This window comes from Treponema sp. R6D11 (assembly GCF_054786075.1).
This window is the reverse complement of record NZ_BDHD01000002.1, coordinates 44,921-65,180: the sequence shown is the minus strand read 5'-3', so window position 1 is coordinate 65,180 and position 20,260 is coordinate 44,921. Positions and strand designations below refer to the sequence as shown.

The window sequence follows — 20,260 nt, the reverse complement described above, 5'->3', positions numbered from 1 at the left end:
TTATACGCCTAACAATTTGCTGTACGCTTCCAATGCTCCGTCGCCGAAGTTTCTGGACAGCACTTTTTTTGTCAGGATTTTTCCAAGCTGTACGCCTTCTTGATCAAAACTGTTAAGATTCCAAACAAAACCCTGAAACATTACTTTGTTTTCATAGTGGGCAAGTAAAGCTCCCAATACAGCTGGCGTTAGGCGATTTCCAAAAATTAAACTTGAGGGACGACCGCCTTTAAACTCTTTGTTTCCGTCCTCGCTGTCTTGTCCCTTAGCGAAAGCCACAATTTGAGCGGCAAGGTTTGCTTTTAATTTTTTATGGCTTACTGAACCGTCAACAGTTACATCGTCCCCTCTCTGGCTTTCAAAAAAACCTATAAATTGCAGCGGAACAATTCCCGTCCCCTGATGAAGCAACTGATAAAATGAATGTTGTCCGTTTGTTCCCGGCTCTCCAAAGAGAACGGGACCAGTGCTGTAATTGACAGGCTGTCCGCTTCGGTTCACACGCTTTCCGTTTGACTCCATGTCCATCTGCTGCAAATGTGCCGGAAAACGTGAAAGCGCCTGACTGTACGGCAGAACCGCAGTATACGGATACTGTAAAAAGTTACGCTCCCATACGCCGATTAAAGCGTCAAGAAGAGCGGCGTTTTTTAAGACATCGGGTTCAAGTGCAAGTTTGTCAGCTTCGGCTGCTCCGGCAAGAAACTCCTTAAACACATCGGGACCGAAAGCTAGAGACAGAACGCAGCCGCCTACCGCCGATGATGACGAGTAACGACCGCCGACATAATCGTCAATGTAGAAGGAGTCAAGATATGCGCTGTTACGGGCGAGAGGGCTTGTTTCGCTTGTAACGGCAATCATCTGCTTGCTTGGATCAAGTCCGGCTTTTGTCAATTTATCTTTTACAAAAAGCTCATTGGCTAAAGTTTCTTGAGTAGTGCCGCTCTTTGAAACCAAAATAAAAAGGCACTGTTCAAGATTACAAGAGGCTATTACTGCGGAAGCGTCATCGGGGTCTACGTTGGAAATAAATTTTGCGTCAAGTTTCTTTTTGCCTTCCTTTAACGCCCAGTTATCAAGGGCTATATACATGGCACGAGGACCAAGATCTGAACCGCCAATGCCTATCTGCACTACTGTGGTAAAATCCTTGCCTGTGGCTCCTTTGTATCTGCCACCATGAACGGCGGAGGCAAAATCACAGAATCTTGCAAGTTCTTTGCGGTAAAATTCCCCAATATCTTTTCCGTTTTCAATTACAGGCTGTCCTTGCTGTCCACGAGACAGATGATGAAGCACCTTTCGTTTCTCGCCCGTGTTCATCATTTCTCCATTAAGAAGGGCTTTGTATTTTGCTATAAGCTCTTGCTCGTCAGCAAGCTCCTGCAATAACTTAACTGTTTGACAGTCAACGGCTTTTGCCGCCCATGAATATTTAAGCCCAGCAGCCATCGGAACAATGCACTCCCCCACCCTTTTCGAGTCAAGTTTGTCTCTAAAAACAAAAGCCTTTTTAGCCTGTTTTGAAAGTTTCTTATACGCGCCTGTTTTATCAAAGTTAATATATTTCATAATATTCTCCTATGAATTCCATTTTATATTATATTTTCGATTTGGACAATGACAAAGAAATTAATATATTTAAATTAGTTTAATTATCAATATGAGAGGTATGCAAAGATGACAGCTATCTCCGTCAAGTCATTAAAAATATTCGCCAACAACAAGTTTCTTGTTTTTTCTTGTATCCTTTTCCTTGTTTTTGCTTTGTCGGCTATTACGGCATATACAATTTCCGCGCGTCAAATCAACCATTCTTTTATTGAACAGCAGCTTTCCATAGCGTCTGAAACAATGCGGTTGCGTTTGGCAACCATAGTAAACAGCGAACTTGCCCTTGTGTTGAAAATGGCGGATACGCCTGTTATTCGGCAATATTTTATAAATCCTTCTGATCCTGTCTTAAAATCTCAGGCTAACGCCGAATTTTCCATTTATCAGGAACATCTAAATAATAAAGTACTTTACTGGATTAATGACATAGATAAAATTTTTTATTCAACAGGAAACACCCCATACATTATAAACCCTGATGATCCAAAAAATTATTGGTACAATTTGACATTATATGAAACAGAAAAATATATATTTAACATTAATTATAATCCTGATTTGGAAGAAATCTATCTTTGGGTCAATGTTCCGGTATTTGTTACAACGGAAACAGGCAAAAAACCCATAGGAATGCTTGGCACGGGCGTAAATCTTACAGAGTTTTCAAATTTTATAGCTTCCAGTTATCATAAATTCGATAAAAATATCACGCCGTATATGTTCAATAAATACAATGAAATTACTTCGGCGGAAGATTATGAATTGGTTAAAAATAAAATCCGCCTTGACGAACACTTAGGCGAAACCGGAAAAGAATTGATCAGGGTAGCACATGAACTTTCAGGCGGTGTAAGCCGGAGTTTCATCTATGATAAAAAAATATATCTGGTAAACTACATTCCGTCCATGAAATGGTATCTGACCGTAAGTTATCCTGAGCCCAGCTTGTTATCTCTGAATCATGCCATGAATACGGTATTTTTTAGTATGTTGTTTCTTATCTTATTCCTGTTCATCATTATTAATGTTTTTGTTACCAGTTCTGAACATGCTATGACAAAACAAAATATGAAACTTCTTGAGGCAAACCGAAAAGCTGAATCTGCTTCTAAGGCAAAAAGCGATTTTCTTGCGAAAATGAGCCACGAAATACGCACTCCAATGAATGCCATTACCGGCATGGCGGAACTCTTGCTAAGGGGAGAACTATCATGTGAAGCGCGAGGCTATGCGCATGATATTAAACAGGCTGGAAATAATCTAGTTTCGCTAATTAACGATATTCTAGATCTTTCAAAAATAGAATCGGGAAAATTGGATATTGTTCCCGTCAAATATATGCTTTCATCTTTGATCAATGACACAGTAAATATTATCCGCACACGGCTTAAAGAAAAACCAATACGGTTTTTTACCAACATCGACGGGAATATTCCCAACAGCCTTATCGGAGATGAAGTGCGTATACGCCAGATTCTTCTTAACCTGTTGTCCAACGCGGTAAAATATACGGAAAAGGGATGTATAGGTTTGACCATTACCATTATTAAACAGGACGATAAACAAGTTTTGCTAAAGATAGAAGTGTCCGATACAGGGAAAGGAATAAAACCGGAGGATCAGAAGAAACTTTTTAACGAATTTGTCCGTGTGGATATGAAGAAGAACCAAGGCATTGAAGGAACAGGACTTGGGCTTGTCATTACAAATCGGCTCTGCGCGGCTATGGCTGGGAAATTAAGCATGGAAAGCGAATACGGCAAAGGGAGCGTATTCACAGTGATTATCCCGCAAGACATCGAATCAATAACGCCTTTCGCCATAGTGGAGAGTCCTGAAAAAAAGAAAGTGCTTGTTTATGAAAGCAGACTTAATTACGCTAAATCGGTGTGTTGGTCGCTGGAAAACATGAAAGTTCCTTATACTATGGTGACGAATCAGAGAGATTTTGCCTTTTCTCTGTACCGTGAAAAATGGTTTTATGTGTTTTCAGGTTACGGTCTTTATGAAAAAGTTAAACCGCTTATAGAACGGAGCGATTCTGTTTTTTGCGGAGGGAAAAAGCCGCATCTGGCTCTTATGATAGAATGGGGCACTGAGGCGCATATTCCTAACGCGCGCTTTGTTTCCATACCTGTACAGTCTCTGTCCATTGCCAATACATTAAACGGCAAGGCTGACCGCCAAAATTATTTTGAAGGTTCCGCCAATTCTAGCGTTATACGCCATACATTCCCCCATGCGCGACTATTGATAGTAGACGACATTGCTACCAATCTTAAAGTTGCCGAGGGGCTGCTATCTCCTTATAAGGCAAAGATTGACGCCTGTCTAAGCGGCGCAGAAGCGATAGAACTTGTAAAACAAAACAAGTATGACCTTATTTTCATGGATCACATGATGCCCGAAATGGACGGAATTGAAGCCACAGCCACTATCCGCGCATGGGAAAAAGAGCAAGCAGAAAAAGATGGCACGAGTTTCACCGAAGGCGAAAAAACCAGCACGAGTTTCACCTACGGTGAAACTCGAAGCGATAATAGGGATTTGCGTAAGCAAATCCCTATTATCGCACTGACCGCCAACGCCGTTGTAGGAATGCGGGAAATGTTTATCGAAAAAGGGTTTAATGATTTTCTTTCAAAGCCCGTAGATGTTTCCAAAATGGACGAAATTCTTGACCGCTGGATACCGCAGGATAAAAGAGACTCCCGGAAAAACCACATAAAACAATCTTATAACAATTACGTGAACGATGAGAATGAGGAACAAAACCAGCTCCTTCCGTTTCTTGAACCTGCCGAAGATAGCGATTTTCTTACTATCCCCAATGTTGATACGGCAAAGGGAATTGCCATGCTCAGAGGAAATTTGGATACTTATAAAAAAGTGTTATCCATGTTCTGCAAAGATGCTGATGAACGTTTGTCTAAGCTCCAAACAATTCCAGAAGCGGATACTCTGCCGGCATTTATAATTAACATTCACTCTCTAAAAAGCGCGTCTGCTTCTATTGGCGCGCAGGAAGTATCGTCCCATGCCGCAGAACTTGAAGCCTCAGGCAAAACCGCAGATATGGCTTTTATAGACGAACATTTACCTGACTTTACGGCGCAACTTACAGAACTTGTAAAAAATATACGCACCGTACTATCCAACGTAGCCGGATAGTTTGGCGTTTGCCAGAAGAGAACCCCCAAAAAAGGTCTTAAATGCCGTTTTTTTGCTTAAATATTTCCGTATATTTAAGCATATAAATATTTTTTTTAGTTGACAATTTACAATAATTAGTATATATTTGACTAAATATTTTTTAATAAGAAAGGGGATAAAAATGCCAGCGGAAAACAATGAAAGAAGAAGTCTTTATACAAAAAGAAAGAAAAAGGGCGAATGCCCAAGGTGCGGGAAAAAATTACGAAAAAACTATAAATTTTCGTTTTGTGATGATTGCCGTAAATTTTTCCGCGATTACAACAAAAAATCCGCAAAAGCTATAAATAAAGTGCGAAAAGCCCGATACATAGAACGAAGAGAGGAAAATCGGTGTCCTCGTTGCGGGAAGAAACACAGCAAAGGTTACAAAAAAATAATTTGTTTAAGCTGTTTGGAAAAACAATACAAGTACAATTACGGCAAAAAAAGACCTAAAAAATAAATATTAGCATGGGACAGCGCCTTTTAGAGCTTTGGCAAACTCATTCAGCCTTTATAATGTCGATTTCTAAAAATTTGGCATCTGCGGCGGTTATTATCGTATTGGGCATAACTCTTTCCAAAGGGGCGCGAAAACTCGTACACAAAGCCAATGCAAGTTGGTCTCAAAGCGATGGGACGGCGGTTCCACTGTTACAGGCGGTTATCCATTACGCAATCATCATTATTTGTATCATTATGATCCTCAATATTTTTGGGGTAAGCACCGCAAGCCTTATCGCCTTGTTGGGAGCGGCAGGCGTTACTATCGCCCTTGCGCTGAAAGACACTCTTGGAAATATCGCAGCGGGGATAGGGCTTCTTCTTATGGGGACTTTCCGCAAGGGCGAATACATTGAATTTGACTCCTTTAACGGAACAGTAAAAGAAGTTAATTTATTTACCACGATTCTTGAAACTCCCGACGGCATTTACATATCCGCCCCCAATTCCTGTATTTGGGGCTCTCCTTTAAAAAACTACACTAGAAACGGCAAACGCCGCATGGAACTTTCAATAGGAATTGCCTATTCTGACCCCGTTGAAACCGCTTTTCAGGTAATGCAGGGTATTATCAACGCGGAAACGCGATTTTTAAGAGACCCTGCCCCTCAAGTTATCCTGCAATCTATCGAAGACAATTCCGTAAAAATCACCATTCGCGCATGGACAAATGTTCAGGATTACTGGAACATTTATTGGGATATAAATAAAATTATCAAAACTAAAATTGAGGAAGCGGGACTGCATGTTCCGTTGCCGCATAGAGATGTTCATATTGTGCAGGGATAAATGATGAAGATGCTACAAATAAAACTTGAACAAAAAACGCATAAGGAGGATAATTAATTATGGGAATAAAAGACGACAAAGCTCCGGCAGCTTTACAAGTAGTTGTCCTTGACGGCAGCGGCAAGGAATGGGCGCGGTTGTTCGCCAACCAAAAAGATTTTAAGACTGGAAGCAAAGGTTTTTACGCAAATGGGAAAATCAATAACCCCGATAACCCCGCAGCGCGTTACCAGTGCGGATTAACTTTTACCTTGATTGGCTCAAAAGGGTAATAGCGTCCTACAATGCTTTAAGCGTAAAGGTATGGTAAAACGGTGAGCTAAAACTCGCCTCATTTTGTTTGCCAAATTCACTTTTTTCAAAAATCGCTTGACAATACAACATATATATTGTACATTTATTTTATGACGGCACGTGAAATAATGAACATTCTTAAAAAGAACGGCTGGAAACTTGACAGAATCAGCGGTTCTCATCATGTGTTTGAAAAAGTCGGTTGCCGCCCCGTCGCCGTCCCTTACCATGGGAACAAAGACATTGGAAATTTTGCAAAAATAATCCTGAAAGAAGCGGGTATTAAATAGGAGGAAATTATGGTTTACAATTGCACTATAAAAAAAGAAGGAGATGAGTATATTGCCCAATTCCCTGATATGCCAAATGTTGTTACGTGCGGTTTTACACATGAAGAAACCCTTGCAATGGCAAAGGAAGCTCTTGAAGGTTGTCTAGAGTCGGATATTTCGCACGGCAACGAAATTCCCCCGCCCTCATATACGGAAGGATACGCCGTACCCGTTGCAAGCCATATCGCCTTGTCCCTCCGTCTTAGAGAACTCCGTGGCGGACAAAGCCAGACTGACATCGCTCAAAAACTTGGCTTGACCTATCAAGCATATCAGCGCCTTGAAAACCCTCGAAAGGCAAACCCGACAGTAAAAACACTGGAAAAAATAGCCCGTGTATACGGGCGGGAATTAAATATTGCTTTATAACATTTGCGAAAAAATGGCAAATGCTTAGCTATTTTTCTCGGTGCGGACGCCTGACCACTAAAACAACATCAAAAAAGTACCTTCTTTTTAAAAATCCTTATGTTGTTTTAGTGGTCAGGCTCATTTTGTTCATCTGGGGGGATTTTATTTGCGCCGGAGCGTTTTGATTTGTTCATCTACACCCCTTGACGGGGTGCGGTTGTTTGCGTCCGCGGCACGGACGGCGAGCTAAAGCTCGCCTCATTTTATTCATCTTTGGGATTTTTTTTGTGCCGGAGCGTGCTAATTTTTTCATCTACACGCCTTAAGCGGCGTGCTTTTGTTTGCTCCCCCGCGCGGATTCGGACCACGGACCCAGTGGTTAACAGCCACTTGCTCTGCCAGCTGAGCTACAGGGGATATTTGTTTCAATTTATTAAATTTCGGGAAAAATGTCAATATGTCAGAAGTTTAAATTATGGATAAAAAAACCCCGGAGAAAGGAGTTACTCCGGGGAAAAAGGAAAAAAATAGGAGGAACGTGGTACAATGTGAGCTTGCTGAATATATAACCATACTTGGGATAAAAGGTTACAGGAAAATAAAGATTATTGCGCCTTTAATTTGCCAATAAATAGCTCGTAGGCGGCTATCGTCGCGGCTAATATTATATCCTGTAAAGTGCCCCTGCCGCCTATGTCTGCGCCTTCCATTATGTACAAATTCCTTAAAATTGCCTCAAAATCCTCCACTTTGCAATAAGGGTCGGAGGCAAGGCGGCGTTCCAAGCCCCTTGTTTCTTGCTCAAATACCTCTTTGTACTTTACTTTCTGCCATTCGTCGCTAAGAGCCACTTTTTTCTCCGGAACGAGAAAGCTTTGGGAAATACTTTTTTATCGTCTCTTTTAAACCTATGGGCTGTAATGTAAAGGTTAGGGCTATAGGCAGAATCAACATCTGGTCTGTAAGATTATCTTGATAAAAAGCGGGGAGGAGCTTAATCAACATTGATATAATTACACCCAAAACCGAAAGTAGCCATACTATTCTTATTAATTCGCCGTAAATTTGCAGTTTCTTTTGGTTTTTGGTTATCGCATAACATATTCCAACCGGGACTGTAACAAGTAAAAGCGGAGTACAGAAAATCATATTTATATTTTGATAGGTGTAATCGTGGTTTGTAAAAAGATTCATAAAATATAAAAGAAGAGCCACTAATCCAAAGAATAATCCGCTTAAACTCATGCTGACGCCCGCCAGCACTCTGCCTGCTTTAATGTTCTTTTTCTGTAAAAAGAAAAAGAAGGCGAAAATAGCGGATAATACAAGACTGAATAGAAGTTCCCATACCCATTGTTTATGCGGTTTTTCCAAAACAGGAGAACGTTCTATAGATTGATTTACAATTTCAACTGACGATACAAGTTTACGCTTTTTGCCGTTAATATCGGTATACTGGAAATCTTCTATCCTTTTGCCAACTTCCGATGGAAGGAACATCTCTTCCCAAATTGTAACGGGATTATCAATAACTTGCCCCATTAGGAAATTTAAAAACCAGTCGGCGACGGGCGAAAAATATGTGTGCCGCCGCACATGGTTGCGTAATGTAAAACCGGTAGTTTTATTTTCAAATTCTGCTTTAAATTGCCCGTCTGTCGCAAGATCGATTATATCCCTTATCCTTGTTGAACAATTATCTTTAAAATGATGGTAATAATAATCACGATTTTCGGGAAGAACATTTTGTACGGCAAAATCCCTTACTTTTCTTTTTGTTTCAGGCGGAAGGTCTAATGTATAAATTGTTATATCGCGGTTGGTTCTTTTATAAATATTTAAATTTCTCTCGGCATGAGAAACTCCGCAACTGTACAACAATCTGCCAAAAGCAAAGTTATAAAAAAAGTTGTCATTATCAAAGGAAAATATTCCGTAATCAAAAAAATAACCGGTATTATCGGAAGAATCTTCTATCATTAAGGCAATATGCCCCCACCAAAAATACAGTTGGTCGCCAGGTCCCATAACGGCAATCTTAATTGTAAGATTATCATCTTGCGCAAAAAGGTTTGCGCTCAAGGCAATAGTTAATAACAACAATAATAAAATAACTTTCTTAATCATGTTATTAGTGTGCATTATCATTAAAAATTTTTCAATAGCATTATCGTTTTGATTTTCGTAAATTTAACGCCAAATTTACCTGCGCCATGCTTATTTCAAGGCGCGATGCTATTTCTTCGGGGGAAAGTCCTTCATTTACAAGCGAATCAATAGCGTTACGAATCTGTTTTTTTGAAGGCGATTTTTGAATAGGGGGAGGCGCAGCTTGAATCGTTTTACTTTCAGTTTTAACCGAAACTTTATCTTGTTCACCTGTTGGCAATTCCAACGATAATTGACGCGATTTTAACGGGTGCTCGGTCTGCAACTGCGGCGCAAGATGAGAAGGCGGTTGTTCTTGAGGAGCTTTTAAAGCTGAACGAACACCATGTCCTAAGTTTGTATAAAGAGTATTGGGCGAAGGTTTAATTTCTATGGCGTTTTTATATTCTTCTATGCGTTTTTCCGCATCTTCCAATATTTTTTTTAGTCTTGAAATACTGTCTTCTACAAGCTGTACATTTCTGTCTGTAACCGAATTAATTTCGGCAATTAATTTTGCTACTTCTGTTCTGTTTTCTCCAAGTCCGTCCGAAGGCGCTTTGGTTTTAATATACCACTTTAAATAAAAAAACATTATCAAACAAAGAGCAAAACAAACAATTGATACTATAAAAAAAATATTCATAAATTTTCCGTATTAAAGGCTTATATCGATCTTCTTGCCCAAATATGGATCGCGCAAAACATGAGCTTGTGTTTCTTCATCATTTTCTTCTTTTTTTCTTTCATCGTGCTTACCGCCTGAATTCTGTCTTTGCCCATGTTCCTTATCGCGATCTTTAATTTTCTCTATTCCTTCCCCCGTATTCTGAGCTTCATTCACCTGCTGAATATGTTCTTCCGTTTTTCGTTCAATTTGTACGCCCTGAATTGCCTGATGAAGCGATTGCCCCTCTTTTTGAGCGGCTTGGGCTTTCCCAACCTTGTCAACCTGTGAAAAAATGGCTTGTAGATCAATTGGTGCTATAGCCATCAAGTCCCTTCATTGCAAGTTCGTCGGGCTCCTCATACTTAGTCGCCCTTACAAGCCCGTTCTCCAGAATAAAGGTTACCGCGCGATATTCTGTTCTTACGTCTTCTTTAACATCACGAATCCATATTTTTACACCGGGCCAGACTTTAGTAGAAGCGGAAACTTTTCCGCGAACTTGCATTTGATTCATAAATTCCTGGACTTTTTGAATGTTGTCATTAGTGTCTTTCAATTCATCGGTTAACACCTGTTTGCGCTCTATTAATTCCTGTAAGTGTGCCTCTTTATCCTCCGGCAATGTTTTACGCTGTTTTTTTGTATTGGTTAATGTCTGCAAATCCAACCGCATTGATTCAAGTTCTTCTTCCGATGTCGCTTTAATCGCCATAAGACGCTCCAATTCCAATTTACTGTGAGGATCAAAACCAACTTCGCAGATTGTTTCAGTCCCGCTTGTTGAGTTACCCAAAACTTTGGCGTTTATTTCCTCTCCCGCGCGCAAACGACCGCCCATGATATTGGCGCGTTTGCCCATACAAACAATGCTCTTTATCGCGTCAACATTTGAATTGATAATTCCGTCTGTAACAACAACCATATTGCCTGCTTCTACATTAGCATTTTCGATAAAGCGAGACCAAAGAGAGCGCCCAGCGCGAATTTTCCCGCCGCTCTTTCCGTTGATACCCTGATAAATAATTATATCGCCTTCCGCGTCAAGCTCCGCTTTGGATACTGTTCCTCTTACTTCAATATTACCGGCAGCTTTTACAGAGAAAGTATCTTCAACATTACCTGTAATAATAACTGTTCCAAGGAAAATAATATTTCCTGTTTTAAGGTTAACGTCGCCTTCAACCGTTAAAACCGGCTCTACGTTAATTTTGCCGTTTGCTACTATAACTTGTCCGTTAATGTCGGAAATAATAGTGTCATTAGCGTCGTTTACATGCACATTTGTTCCGACAGGCAGAGGAATATCGCTTCCGGCTTTTGCGGGAAGAATTTTTCCCGTAACTGTTTTCCCGTCTACGCCGTCTTCGGGAGGCACTTTTTTAGCAAGCGGCTGATTTTGAACAACGTTCTGAATAATATTAAGTTCTTTAAAGTTTACCCTGCCGTTAGTTCCTTCTTTTAATTTTATTTGAGTTTGATCCGTCTCAAAGAAATAATGAATATACGCGTCTTTTCCGTTAACCGGTTTTAAGCCTTCGGCTATTTCTACCTTTTCCCTGTAAACAGGTTTGTCTACCAGTTCTTCAATGTATTGTTCTTTAACGCCGTGGTACACCCTATTCTGCACAAGAAGACTCTTATATACATCAACCGTTAAATCCGCACCGCCTTCATTGGGAGGAATGATAGTCGCAAGAACTTTCATTTCCGCGTCGTCAACTTCTATATTAGCCATAGTATCATTTGCGGGATTATGATTAAAATCAGCCACCTTTACATACATTCCGCCGGCTTCACTTATAAGTTTTTCAACTAAAGAATTGTCGTAATCTTGTATACCTCTGGCATGAAGCTCTTGTACCGCGTAAGCCGAATATACTCTTTTACCATTACCGACAGGAGCAGTAACCTTAAGATAGACTCCGTTAGGCCAACATCGTACAAAAGCGTCTCCGTCTTTATCTTGAATAACCTCAACGCTTTCAGCGTCTTCATCTGTAAGAGCCTCTTTTTCTTGTTTCTTCTTTTTGGTTTGAGCTCGTTCATAAGCGCGTATTACCCAATCTTTTTTTCCCGCGCCCATAAATCCTTCTGAACCTCTTTCAAGGATTTCATACTCAAGACGGCGGATAGACGTATCAAGAAGGGTTGCGGCTTCATTTACAGCCGCTTCCAATGTAGGACCCGACGCATCTACAGATCGAATCGCTCTGTCAACTTCCAGATGCTCTTTTACAATTTCCTGCAACTGGAGAAAATCGATCATACAATACCTTTTCTGATATTTGTTAATTTTGATCTTAAATGCAGAATCGCTTTGGAATGAAGCTGTGAAACTCTGGATTCTGTTACCTGTAAAACGCGCCCAATATCTTTTAATGTTAAATCTTCGTAATAATATAATACAAGAATTTTCTTTTCTTTATCGGGAAGCTCATTTATCGCTTCGACAATAACTCTGCGAATCTCATCGTTAACCACGACAACATCGGGATTCATACTGGAAGGAGATTCTATACTGTCGCCGATAGATACTTTGTCGTTATCGTCGCCCGAATACCACAAATCATTTAAGGAAATTATTGAAGTGCCTGAAATTTTTTGAATCACTTTCATGTATTCCTGTTCGTCTATGCCCATAGCGCCGGCTATTTCTTGCTCCGAGGCGGTTCTGCCTAAGTGAGCTTCAAGTGAGGAAATTGTTGTTTCTATTTCGCGGGTTTTTTGTCTGACGGAACGCGGAACAAAGTCGATTAATCGCAATTCGTCAAAAATTGCGCCTCTTATGCGCGTAACGGCGTAAGTTTTAAACTTTACATTTTTATCAGGATCAAATTTGTCAATCGCGTCAATAAGACCAAAGACACCGTAGCCTACAAGGTCGTCAAATTCAACATTGTTGGGCATTCCAACGGCTACTTTTCCGGCAACATACTTTACCAATGGGGCGTATTGTTTTATAAAAGCTTCTCGTATCGCAGGATCCCGAGTTTTTCGGTACTGCTGCCAGAGTTCCTCTTCTGTCTTTTCTTCCGGCATTCCCAAACCTTTCCTTTTTAATCTTTACTCAATACTGTTCTAATGCCTTCCGCCAAAGTTTGCGGGTTAAAATCACCCTTCAACGCTTGAGGCTTATTGCCCTTATATTGACTGCGATCCGGCTCAGATTCCTCAACAGGATTTGTCGGTCCCGCCGAAGGCACTGAGGACGCCGCCGCAGTTGGGGGACCCGAATAATTGGAAAATGCCATTGCCATCATATCTAAATCAGGCAACCCTCCCAATCCTGAATCATCCCCAATACTTGGAGTAAACTGAGGCTGAAAGACCTGCGGTTTTTCAGCCTCAGATCTGTCAAAAACAGCCGCTTCATCAAAACTACCCGGCTTTGCTTCCGCAGGTTCGCCAAATGAAACATCTCCAAAGTCCTCTGTCCCATTATAACCCGTTTCTCTATTTTGGTCTATACCCTCATCTGCCATTGAAAAGTTGATATTTGGGTAGGCAGGCTGACTGCTTTCCTCGGAAACGCTAGTATCCGCGCCGCCGGGCTTGAAAATACCGGAAATTAAGTCCTCAATATTTCCCAATTCATTTGGATCGCCCTGATTAAACAATTCCGGCACTGCATATTCACCCATGCTATCCATAGCTATACTTATATGCCCTTCAGATTCATCGGTTTCTGGAGTAGAGGTTTCTTCATTGATATATAAAAGCTCCGGAAAATAACTATTTATAACAAAATTCAGACCAAAGCCAAGCCCAAAGAAAACAACGGCAAAAATAATTGCTCTTATAAAGATATGAAACGCTCCTACCCCTGAAACCAAGCCAAGAAGGACTGAAACAACCAAAGCGAAGATTGCGGCTGAAAACCCCCATTTAAAATTATTCACTTTTTGCCCCTTTTACCTTTAATCATTCATTTCCTGCGGAGACTTAAAAAGCCTTTTAAGCATTCCGCTAAAACCTGCGGATTCCGCAGGTTTGTTCCTGTCCATGCGTTCCACAATATGTTGAACACAAATACTTGCCTTGCATTTTGGATCTACTACCATAAATGGTTTCTGCCTTAAAACGGCATTAGAAACCGATATATCATCGTAAATAAATCCCAGATAGTCCAATTTTAAGTTTAAAAATTGACCTGCAATATTGATCATTCTGTCGGCGACGCCTTTTGCCTGAGCCGCGCCCTTTGCGCGATTTACTACAAGTTTTAATCCCATATTAACGGAGTCATATTCCGTAGCGATAATTTTAATTATGCCGTAAGCGTCTGTAATCGCGGTCGGTTCGGGAGTGGTAATAATTACCGCGTCATCGGCGGCGGCGATAAAATCTAAAACATTGCTAGAAACACCCGCGCTTGTGTCTATGATGATTATGTCAGCGTTGGATAATGAATCAAGCTCCGATATAAAAACTTTTCTGTCTTCTTCGCCCATATTGGCAATTTGAGAGAAGCCGGAAGCGCCGGCGACAATGGAAATCCCATATTCAGTCTCTACAAGAATTTCCCTGATTGTTTTTTGCTTTTTAATTACATGGTAAAGGTTGTACTTTGGTATCATATTGAGCATAACGTTGACATTGGCAAGCCCAAGGTCGGCGTCCATTACAACCACCTTTTTCCCCAACCTGGCGAACGCAAGAGCCATGTTGACAGAAAGGTTTGTTTTTCCTACGCCGCCCTTGCCTGAAGTAACGGTAATAACGCGGGCTTTATCAACGGGTTTTACACTCGCCGACTTTGAAGACGAAGATGTTTTTGACGGGCTTGTTCCGTCTTTTTTCCTCTTCATTATTTCCCGCAATTTTTCAGCTTGATCGTCCATACTATCTCCATTTAAATTGATCCGCTTCACCTGAAGGGAAACGTTTTTCAATTTTATCCCGGTTTACTTTAAAACCTTCAAGATTAATAAGAAAATGTACAACTGACGCTCTTCTTATATCCTCAGGAACCCCTTGTCCGTTAGTTATAAAAGAAATACTTTTTCTTTTTTCGGCAAGAGCCGAAATTATATTTCCATAACTGTCGGTTTCGTCCATTTTTGTAAGTATGATTGATTTATAATTAAAAGGTTCAAACTGCCGCATAATAACTTCTATATCGCTTGATTTAGTCGCCGCGCTTATAACCAGATGATATTCCGCGCTTTTTGGACAGCCGTCAAGAATATCTTTCATTTCGCCTATCTTTGATGAATCTTTGGGACTATTGCCGATAGTGTCGATTAAAATTAAATCAATGTCTTCACCGCAAAGCGCGATTTCTTTTTTTATATCCTGTTTATTCAACGCGCAGGAAACAGGAATGCGCATAATGTCCCCGATTTGTTCAAGCTGTTCTTTGGCGCAAATACGGAAAGTGTCAATTGTTATTAATCTTACGTCAACGGCGGGAATTTCTTCCGTCCCTATTCCGTAAATAGCCGCAAGTTTTGACACAGTGGTTGTTTTTCCCACTCCCGTAGGACCTACAAGAACCATTATTCTTGGTTTGCGTATAACGGCTTCTTCTTTGTAAATACTGATGCTCTCCCCTATCCATTCAAGAAGATGCTCCTGCACAATATCAAAATTATCCAGTTGTTCAAGAGACAGCTCTTTTCGCAGTTTCTCAATCATTGTGTTAATATATTTTTCCGAAAAATCATTCGCTTTTAATAATTCCACAGTACGGACAAAAGAGGGATGATCTTCTTTTTTACCGGAACTTTCTACTTTTTCTTTTATTTCTTTAAGCGCGTCTAGAATCTGCTGAGAAGCTTCTCTGCCGCTTGCCGATATTTCGCCGATATTTTTTCTGGCGGCGGCTATAACTTTTTGCTTTTCCTGCTCAAGATTTCTTTCGGCAAATAATTCTTCGGGCGAAATACCCAATGCATTATGCGAAATTGACGAGCGAGTGGTGTTATAATCATGCGTAGCCAAATTATTTTGTCTTTGCGGAGTAAAATAAAATTCAACCTGAACGCCGGGCTTTGAAAACATTCCTAAAAATCCGCCGAATCTAACTTCCTTTTGACTTAAAATGTGGAAAGGACGGTTATACTTTGCGGCAATTTTTAATTCGCAATCCATTCGGCTGTCGCCCTGTTCGATATACTTCTCCATCTTACTGCTCCGTTGTAGTTTCTTCTGCGGTATTTTCTATCCTTATCATACCTACAGCTTCTGGAATAATTCCCGTAACAATTTCCGGGACTGAAAGAACCGCCAAATCAGGCAATTCTCTATCTGTTGAATTTTTAACAAGGAAACGCGCCTGTTCAGAACAGAGAATTACAGGCATCCAACCCTTTTCTTTAACCGCCTTGACCGCTTTAGCGACTGCGGAAATCCAGAGTTTTTGTGTTTGAGGATCAAGGGCGCAAACCATGCCTGTCGCTGTTTCGTATTTTGCGTCGATGATTTTCTGCTCAATATTGGGGTCAATTGTAAGAACGCGCAGTTTTTTATCTTCATCGGCATATTGATCGCATATCTGGCTTGCAAGAGCCTGCCGCGCTTTTTCCGTAAGAAACCAAATATTTTTGGAAATCGGCGCATAATCGGCAACAGCTTCAAGAATTGACACAAGGTTGCGGATAGATACCCTTTCCCGCAATAAGCCGTGAAGCACTTTTTGAATTTCTGTTACGCGCAATCCCTTGCCTTCCCTAAGAGCCTCATCGACAACGGCTGGGTAATCCTTGCGCAGAGTATCAAGAATAACTTGAGTATCCTGCAAGCCAAGAATATCGGCAGCATGGCGGCGAATAATTTCCGTTAAGTGGGTAGCGATTATTGAGGGAGGATCTACAACTGTGTAACCGGCGCGCTCCGCTTCGTCTCTCCTCTCTTGATCGATCCATATTGCAGGAATTCCAAATGCGGGGTCTATTGTTTTTTCGCCTTCTATCTCTGATGTAACTGTTCCCGGATTTATACACAGATAATTTCCAAGACGTATTTTCCCTCGCCCTGAATCTACTCCCTTAATCTTAAAGCAGTATTCCGAAGGTCCAAGCATTGAGTTGTCAATTATGCGCACTTTGGGAATAACAAGCCCAAGGTCGTAGGCGGATTGGCTTCTTACGCCCATAACCCTTTCCAAAAGTTCCGCGCCTTTTTCCTTTTCAACTAACGGCACTAAGCCATAACCAAGCTCTAGCGAAAGGGCGTCAAGCGGAACAACGGGAGGAAAGTCAGCCGCTTTTTCATCTTTCTGCTCGCGGGCTTTTACGGCTTTTTCGTTAAATATTATAGCCTTTTTCTGATTAACGCCTGTCCTATACGCATGGAATCCAAGCAAGCCCGCCATAGGAACAAGCACATGCCACGGGAAACCGGGTAACAAGGCGAGAACTATAAGCACGGCGGCGCATATCCAATAAACAAGCGCATCGCGTTTTAAAAGTTGGTCTACTATTTGATCCGAGAAAACGCCTGTCGCGGCGGCTCTTGTAACAACAATACCCATAGCGACGGAGATAAGAAGAGCGGGAAGCTGGGTAACAAGTCCGTCGCCTACGGCAAGTCCTATGTAGGTGCTTACAACATTTTGTTCTTGGTACATAGTCGAACCAATAATAAAACCGCCGAGCATTTCCACAATTATAATAAAGATTCCCACCTTTACGTTACCTGAAATAAATTTACTCGCTCCGTCCATTGATCCGTAATAATCAGACTCTCTTTGAATCTGCGCTTTTCTTGCTTGCGCTTCTTCTTCCGTGATTGAACCGGAACTGTATTCGGTGTCTACCGCCATCATTTTTACTGTCATACTGTCCAAAGTAAAACGCGCCGCAACTTCGGATACGCGGGTAGCTCCCTTTGTAATAACAATTACCTGCACGGCAATAATTATGATAAAGATGATAAGCCCGATAACAATGCCTTGAAGACCGCCGGATCCGACTACAAAGTTGGAAAAAGCCCTTATCATCTGCCCGTTAAACTTGGCTCCCTGAGTAAGAATAAGGCGTGTAGACGAAACATTTAACGCAAGACTGAATACTGTAGAAACAAGCAGTAATGTCGGGAAAAGGTTAAAGTCTGTCGGTTTTTGAGTGTAAATAACGATAAGCAGTATCATCAGGGAGAAAATCAAATTAATTGCCATAAGCGCGTCAAGAATAACAGTGGGCAACGGAAGGATAATAGCAAGCACAATAGTGATTACAGCTACTGCGGGAAAACTATCCTTTAAAAAGCCCAATGCGTCGCGTGTATTGCCTGCGCTTAATGCCGAATCAGCCATTTATACCTCTCATAGAATTAAGTTTTTTCATGCGCTCATCCTCATTTTTTTGCGCCGTTCTTCGTTAAGACGCCAAACCTTACTAAAAATTACAGCTACCGTATTAATGTACGCCGATGGCACTACGTCGCCTACATCGGTCTCTCGGTACAAAGCCCAAGCAAGCGGCTTGTTTTCCACTAACGGAACTTCATTCTCCTTAGCGATTTCTCTGATTTTAGCCGCCATTTCATCAGCGCCCATCGCCACAACAATAGGACCGTCTCTCATGTAACTTTCGTCGTACTGCAAAGCAACAGCAAGGTGAGTCGGGTTTGTAATTACAACGTCCGCTTTTGGAACAGCGGTAGTGATATTCTGCCTTAGCATCTCGCGGAAGCGGGCGCGAATTCTTTGCTGTATCTGCGGATCCGCTTCGTACATTTTCATTTCTTCTTTTATCTCGTAACGGGTCATCTTGTGTCTTTCGCGGAAACGGAATCGTTGGAAAAAATAATCCGCTATAGAAAGAACAAGCATTAAAACGGCGACAACGATTATCATTCTTATAGCGATTGTTCCTACCAGCGTAAGCCCCTGATAAACATCAGCTTTTTGCAAATTAAGCAGTTTATTAATATCAGCTTTTATGAATAAATACGCGACAATGCCGATGATAGCTATTTTAACAAGGGACATGCCAAGTTTAACAAGTCCGTCAATGGAAAAGATACGCTTAAAATATTGTCCAAACCGCGGGATAACTTTTGTAAAGTCGGGCGTAATAGTTTTTGTTGTAAACAGCCAGCCGCCTGTCTGAACCATGTTTGAAAAAATTGCCGAGACAACGGCAACTATAAGAATTGGAACAACAAGCCGCGCGAAAAATATCAAAAAGTTTCCGGCAATGAGCGCGTCTTTTGTCGGGTCAAGTTCTACCGCGCGAAGAAAGAAGAATCGCACCATTTCAACGCAGGTTTTTAGCATGGAAGGAGCCATAAAAAGCAGCAACAGCGCAGGAAGCAATAAACCGATAGCGCCTACAAGCTCCTGACTTTTTACCAGTTGCCCTTCTTCTCTTAACCTTTTTAATTTATGCTCTGTAGGTTGTTCTGTTTTACCTGGAGCGTCTTCATCATTGCTGTCGGCAAACCACTGCAGATCGATAATGGGTAGTGGATAGTGAGTAGTGAGTAGTGGAAAATTAAATGTGCATTTTAACTCATTAACTCCTATTCCAAATTCTTTCATATTCCGCCTCCATTGGTAATCTGCCGCCCGATTTGTATGTAGAGGGTTTCGATATTTTGAAAACCGGAATCAATTACACGGGTAAATGCTTCGATCATAAACGGGAGCGACGCGAAAATAAGCAGAAAGGCAGCGGTAATTGAAATTGGAAAACCTTCCGAAAGAATATTTACCTGAGGAGCGGCTTTTGATATAAGCCCCGTAGTTAACGATGTTAAAAATAAAGTGCCAAGAATGGGAAGCGAAATTACAATCGCGTCCAAAAACAGGCGAGAAAGACCTGACGCAAACATCTTTACAACATTTTCTCTTCCGTCAATCAAGTACATAATGTTGAGCGATTGCACAGAACGCCAAAAGCCGCCAAGAAAAAGTTGATGAAAGCCGCCAATCATTACAAAGATAAGCATAGACACCAAGTTAAAATATTGCCCCATAAGAGGGTTTTCAACCTGCGCTACAGGGTCAAAAGTTTCTGAAGCTCCAAATCCCATTTGCAAAGAAAAGAATTGTCCCGCCGTGGCAAAAGCGGCAAAAATTACAGTTAAATAAAAACCCATAATAATGCCGATTATTCCCTCTCCGATAAGAAGCATTAAAAAGCGAAGGCTGAATGTCTCGTAACGCAAGTCGCTTAAAGTGCCGCCTGGCAGAGTAACAATGCCGTTAGGTGAATTAGCCGCCATATAAATTTCCGCCGTGGGAAGGACGGCAAAAGCGGCTAACCCCGCAAGCGCGATTTTTGCTGTTTGAGGAACAGCTTCGGACGAAAGAATAGGCGCGGTTTGAATCATAGCAAACGCTCTTACCGCTATCAGCAGAAAGACAGGTCCAAAAGAGAGAATATTCTGTAAGACCGCGTTTTCTATCACT

General features: G+C 41.3%; 19 protein-coding genes and 1 tRNA gene. 6 read left to right on the top strand and 14 right to left on the bottom strand.

What is annotated here, in order from left to right; genetic code table 11:
• On the bottom strand, positions 1-1,575 hold the full coding sequence (locus ACYVTD_RS00795) for a glucose-6-phosphate isomerase (RefSeq protein WP_461245873.1): 1,575 nt from the start codon (positions 1,573-1,575) through the stop codon (positions 1-3).
• 108 nt (positions 1,576-1,683) lie between these two features.
• Between ACYVTD_RS00795 and ACYVTD_RS00790 the strand changes: the two genes are divergently transcribed.
• From ACYVTD_RS00790 to ACYVTD_RS00765, 6 genes are all read left to right on the top strand, one after another.
• The gene (locus tag ACYVTD_RS00790; RefSeq protein ID WP_461245872.1) at positions 1,684-4,788 is read left to right on the top strand and encodes an ATP-binding protein; all 3,105 of its coding nucleotides are present in this window, start codon (positions 1,684-1,686) and stop codon (positions 4,786-4,788) included.
• 179 nt (positions 4,789-4,967) lie between these two features.
• Positions 4,968-5,117 (top strand): hypothetical protein, encoded by a 150-nt coding sequence (locus ACYVTD_RS00785; protein WP_461245871.1) that lies wholly within the window; start codon positions 4,968-4,970, stop codon positions 5,115-5,117.
• Positions 5,118-5,283: 166 nt separating this feature from the next.
• Positions 5,284-6,105, top strand: a complete 822-nt coding sequence (locus tag ACYVTD_RS00780) for a mechanosensitive ion channel family protein (protein WP_461245870.1) — start codon at positions 5,284-5,286, stop codon at positions 6,103-6,105.
• Positions 6,106-6,164: 59 nt separating this feature from the next.
• Complete coding sequence (locus ACYVTD_RS00775; protein WP_461245869.1) at positions 6,165-6,377, top strand: hypothetical protein; 213 nt, start codon at positions 6,165-6,167, stop codon at positions 6,375-6,377.
• Between the two features lie 132 nt (positions 6,378-6,509).
• Positions 6,510-6,689 (top strand): type II toxin-antitoxin system HicA family toxin, encoded by a 180-nt coding sequence (locus ACYVTD_RS00770; RefSeq protein ID WP_461245868.1) that lies wholly within the window; start codon positions 6,510-6,512, stop codon positions 6,687-6,689.
• Between the two features lie 9 nt (positions 6,690-6,698).
• On the top strand, positions 6,699-7,100 hold the full coding sequence (locus tag ACYVTD_RS00765) for a helix-turn-helix domain-containing protein (protein WP_461245867.1): 402 nt from the start codon (positions 6,699-6,701) through the stop codon (positions 7,098-7,100).
• Between the two features lie 326 nt (positions 7,101-7,426).
• Here ACYVTD_RS00765 and ACYVTD_RS00760 read toward each other — a convergent pair.
• From ACYVTD_RS00760 to ACYVTD_RS00700, 13 genes are all read right to left on the bottom strand, one after another.
• Positions 7,427-7,499: transfer RNA gene (locus ACYVTD_RS00760), tRNA-Asn, on the bottom strand.
• 188 nt (positions 7,500-7,687) lie between these two features.
• Positions 7,688-7,933: a hypothetical protein gene (locus ACYVTD_RS00755; protein ID WP_461245866.1), complete on the bottom strand. Its 246-nt coding sequence runs from the start codon at positions 7,931-7,933 to the stop codon at positions 7,688-7,690.
• A complete protein-coding gene (locus ACYVTD_RS00750) occupies positions 7,923-9,209 on the bottom strand; it encodes a lipoprotein N-acyltransferase Lnb domain-containing protein (RefSeq protein WP_461245865.1) in 1,287 nt (428 codons plus the stop codon). Before ACYVTD_RS00750 ends, ACYVTD_RS00755 begins: the two co-directional genes overlap by 11 nt.
• Positions 9,210-9,249: 40 nt before the next feature.
• Positions 9,250-9,825, bottom strand: coding sequence for a hypothetical protein (locus ACYVTD_RS00745; protein ID WP_461245864.1), 576 nt, complete (start codon positions 9,823-9,825; stop codon positions 9,250-9,252).
• A 63-nt stretch (positions 9,826-9,888) separates the two neighbouring features.
• Positions 9,889-10,224: a hypothetical protein gene (locus ACYVTD_RS00740; RefSeq protein ID WP_461245863.1), complete on the bottom strand. Its 336-nt coding sequence runs from the start codon at positions 10,222-10,224 to the stop codon at positions 9,889-9,891.
• Positions 10,205-12,166, bottom strand: coding sequence for a FapA family protein (locus tag ACYVTD_RS00735; RefSeq protein WP_461245862.1), 1,962 nt, complete (start codon positions 12,164-12,166; stop codon positions 10,205-10,207). Before ACYVTD_RS00735 ends, ACYVTD_RS00740 begins: the two co-directional genes overlap by 20 nt.
• Positions 12,163-12,939, bottom strand: a complete 777-nt coding sequence (whiG, locus tag ACYVTD_RS00730; protein WP_461245861.1) for an RNA polymerase sigma factor WhiG — start codon at positions 12,937-12,939, stop codon at positions 12,163-12,165. Before whiG ends, ACYVTD_RS00735 begins: the two co-directional genes overlap by 4 nt.
• A 17-nt stretch (positions 12,940-12,956) precedes the next feature.
• On the bottom strand, positions 12,957-13,799 hold the full coding sequence (locus ACYVTD_RS00725) for a hypothetical protein (protein WP_461245860.1): 843 nt from the start codon (positions 13,797-13,799) through the stop codon (positions 12,957-12,959).
• An 18-nt stretch (positions 13,800-13,817) separates the two neighbouring features.
• Positions 13,818-14,741, bottom strand: a complete 924-nt coding sequence (locus ACYVTD_RS00720; RefSeq protein ID WP_461245859.1) for a MinD/ParA family protein — start codon at positions 14,739-14,741, stop codon at positions 13,818-13,820.
• A gap of 1 nt (position 14,742) precedes the next feature.
• Positions 14,743-16,026 carry a flagellar biosynthesis protein FlhF gene (locus ACYVTD_RS00715; protein ID WP_461245858.1) on the bottom strand — a complete coding sequence of 428 codons (1,284 nt, stop codon included), beginning with the start codon at positions 16,024-16,026 and terminating at the stop codon, positions 14,743-14,745.
• A gap of 1 nt (position 16,027) precedes the next feature.
• Positions 16,028-18,157 (bottom strand): flagellar biosynthesis protein FlhA, encoded by a 2,130-nt coding sequence (gene flhA / locus ACYVTD_RS00710; protein ID WP_461245857.1) that lies wholly within the window; start codon positions 18,155-18,157, stop codon positions 16,028-16,030.
• A 27-nt stretch (positions 18,158-18,184) separates the two neighbouring features.
• Complete coding sequence (flhB, locus tag ACYVTD_RS00705; protein ID WP_461245856.1) at positions 18,185-19,387, bottom strand: flagellar biosynthesis protein FlhB; 1,203 nt, start codon at positions 19,385-19,387, stop codon at positions 18,185-18,187.
• The gene (locus ACYVTD_RS00700) at positions 19,384-20,259 is read right to left on the bottom strand and encodes a flagellar biosynthetic protein FliR (RefSeq protein WP_461245855.1); all 876 of its coding nucleotides are present in this window, start codon (positions 20,257-20,259) and stop codon (positions 19,384-19,386) included. Before ACYVTD_RS00700 ends, flhB begins: the two co-directional genes overlap by 4 nt.
• Position 20,260: the final 1 nt, after the last annotated feature.

What these genes read in the sequence shown, in the direction of transcription:
- ACYVTD_RS00795 (WP_461245873.1), bottom strand. Translation starts at nt 1,575, where the DNA reads ATGAAATATATTAACTTTGATAAAACAGGCGCGTATAAGAAACTTTCA.
- ACYVTD_RS00790 (WP_461245872.1), top strand. Translation starts at nt 1,684, where the DNA reads ATGACAGCTATCTCCGTCAAGTCATTAAAAATATTCGCCAACAACAAG.
- ACYVTD_RS00785 (WP_461245871.1), top strand. Translation starts at nt 4,968, where the DNA reads ATGAAAGAAGAAGTCTTTATACAAAAAGAAAGAAAAAGGGCGAATGCC.
- ACYVTD_RS00780 (WP_461245870.1), top strand. Translation starts at nt 5,284, where the DNA reads ATGGGACAGCGCCTTTTAGAGCTTTGGCAAACTCATTCAGCCTTTATA.
- ACYVTD_RS00775 (WP_461245869.1), top strand. Translation starts at nt 6,165, where the DNA reads ATGGGAATAAAAGACGACAAAGCTCCGGCAGCTTTACAAGTAGTTGTC.
- ACYVTD_RS00770 (WP_461245868.1), top strand. Translation starts at nt 6,510, where the DNA reads ATGACGGCACGTGAAATAATGAACATTCTTAAAAAGAACGGCTGGAAA.
- ACYVTD_RS00765 (WP_461245867.1), top strand. Translation starts at nt 6,699, where the DNA reads ATGGTTTACAATTGCACTATAAAAAAAGAAGGAGATGAGTATATTGCC.
- ACYVTD_RS00750 (WP_461245865.1), bottom strand. Translation starts at nt 9,209, where the DNA reads ATGATTAAGAAAGTTATTTTATTATTGTTGTTATTAACTATTGCCTTG.
- ACYVTD_RS00745 (WP_461245864.1), bottom strand. Translation starts at nt 9,825, where the DNA reads ATGTTTTTTTATTTAAAGTGGTATATTAAAACCAAAGCGCCTTCGGAC.
- ACYVTD_RS00740 (WP_461245863.1), bottom strand. Translation starts at nt 10,224, where the DNA reads ATGGCTATAGCACCAATTGATCTACAAGCCATTTTTTCACAGGTTGAC.
- ACYVTD_RS00735 (WP_461245862.1), bottom strand. Translation starts at nt 12,166, where the DNA reads ATGATCGATTTTCTCCAGTTGCAGGAAATTGTAAAAGAGCATCTGGAA.
- whiG (WP_461245861.1), bottom strand. Translation starts at nt 12,939, where the DNA reads ATGCCGGAAGAAAAGACAGAAGAGGAACTCTGGCAGCAGTACCGAAAA.
- ACYVTD_RS00720 (WP_461245859.1), bottom strand. Translation starts at nt 14,741, where the DNA reads ATGGACGATCAAGCTGAAAAATTGCGGGAAATAATGAAGAGGAAAAAA.
- ACYVTD_RS00715 (WP_461245858.1), bottom strand. Translation starts at nt 16,026, where the DNA reads ATGGAGAAGTATATCGAACAGGGCGACAGCCGAATGGATTGCGAATTA.
- flhA (WP_461245857.1), bottom strand. Translation starts at nt 18,157, where the DNA reads ATGGCTGATTCGGCATTAAGCGCAGGCAATACACGCGACGCATTGGGC.
- flhB (WP_461245856.1), bottom strand. Translation starts at nt 19,387, where the DNA reads ATGAAAGAATTTGGAATAGGAGTTAATGAGTTAAAATGCACATTTAAT.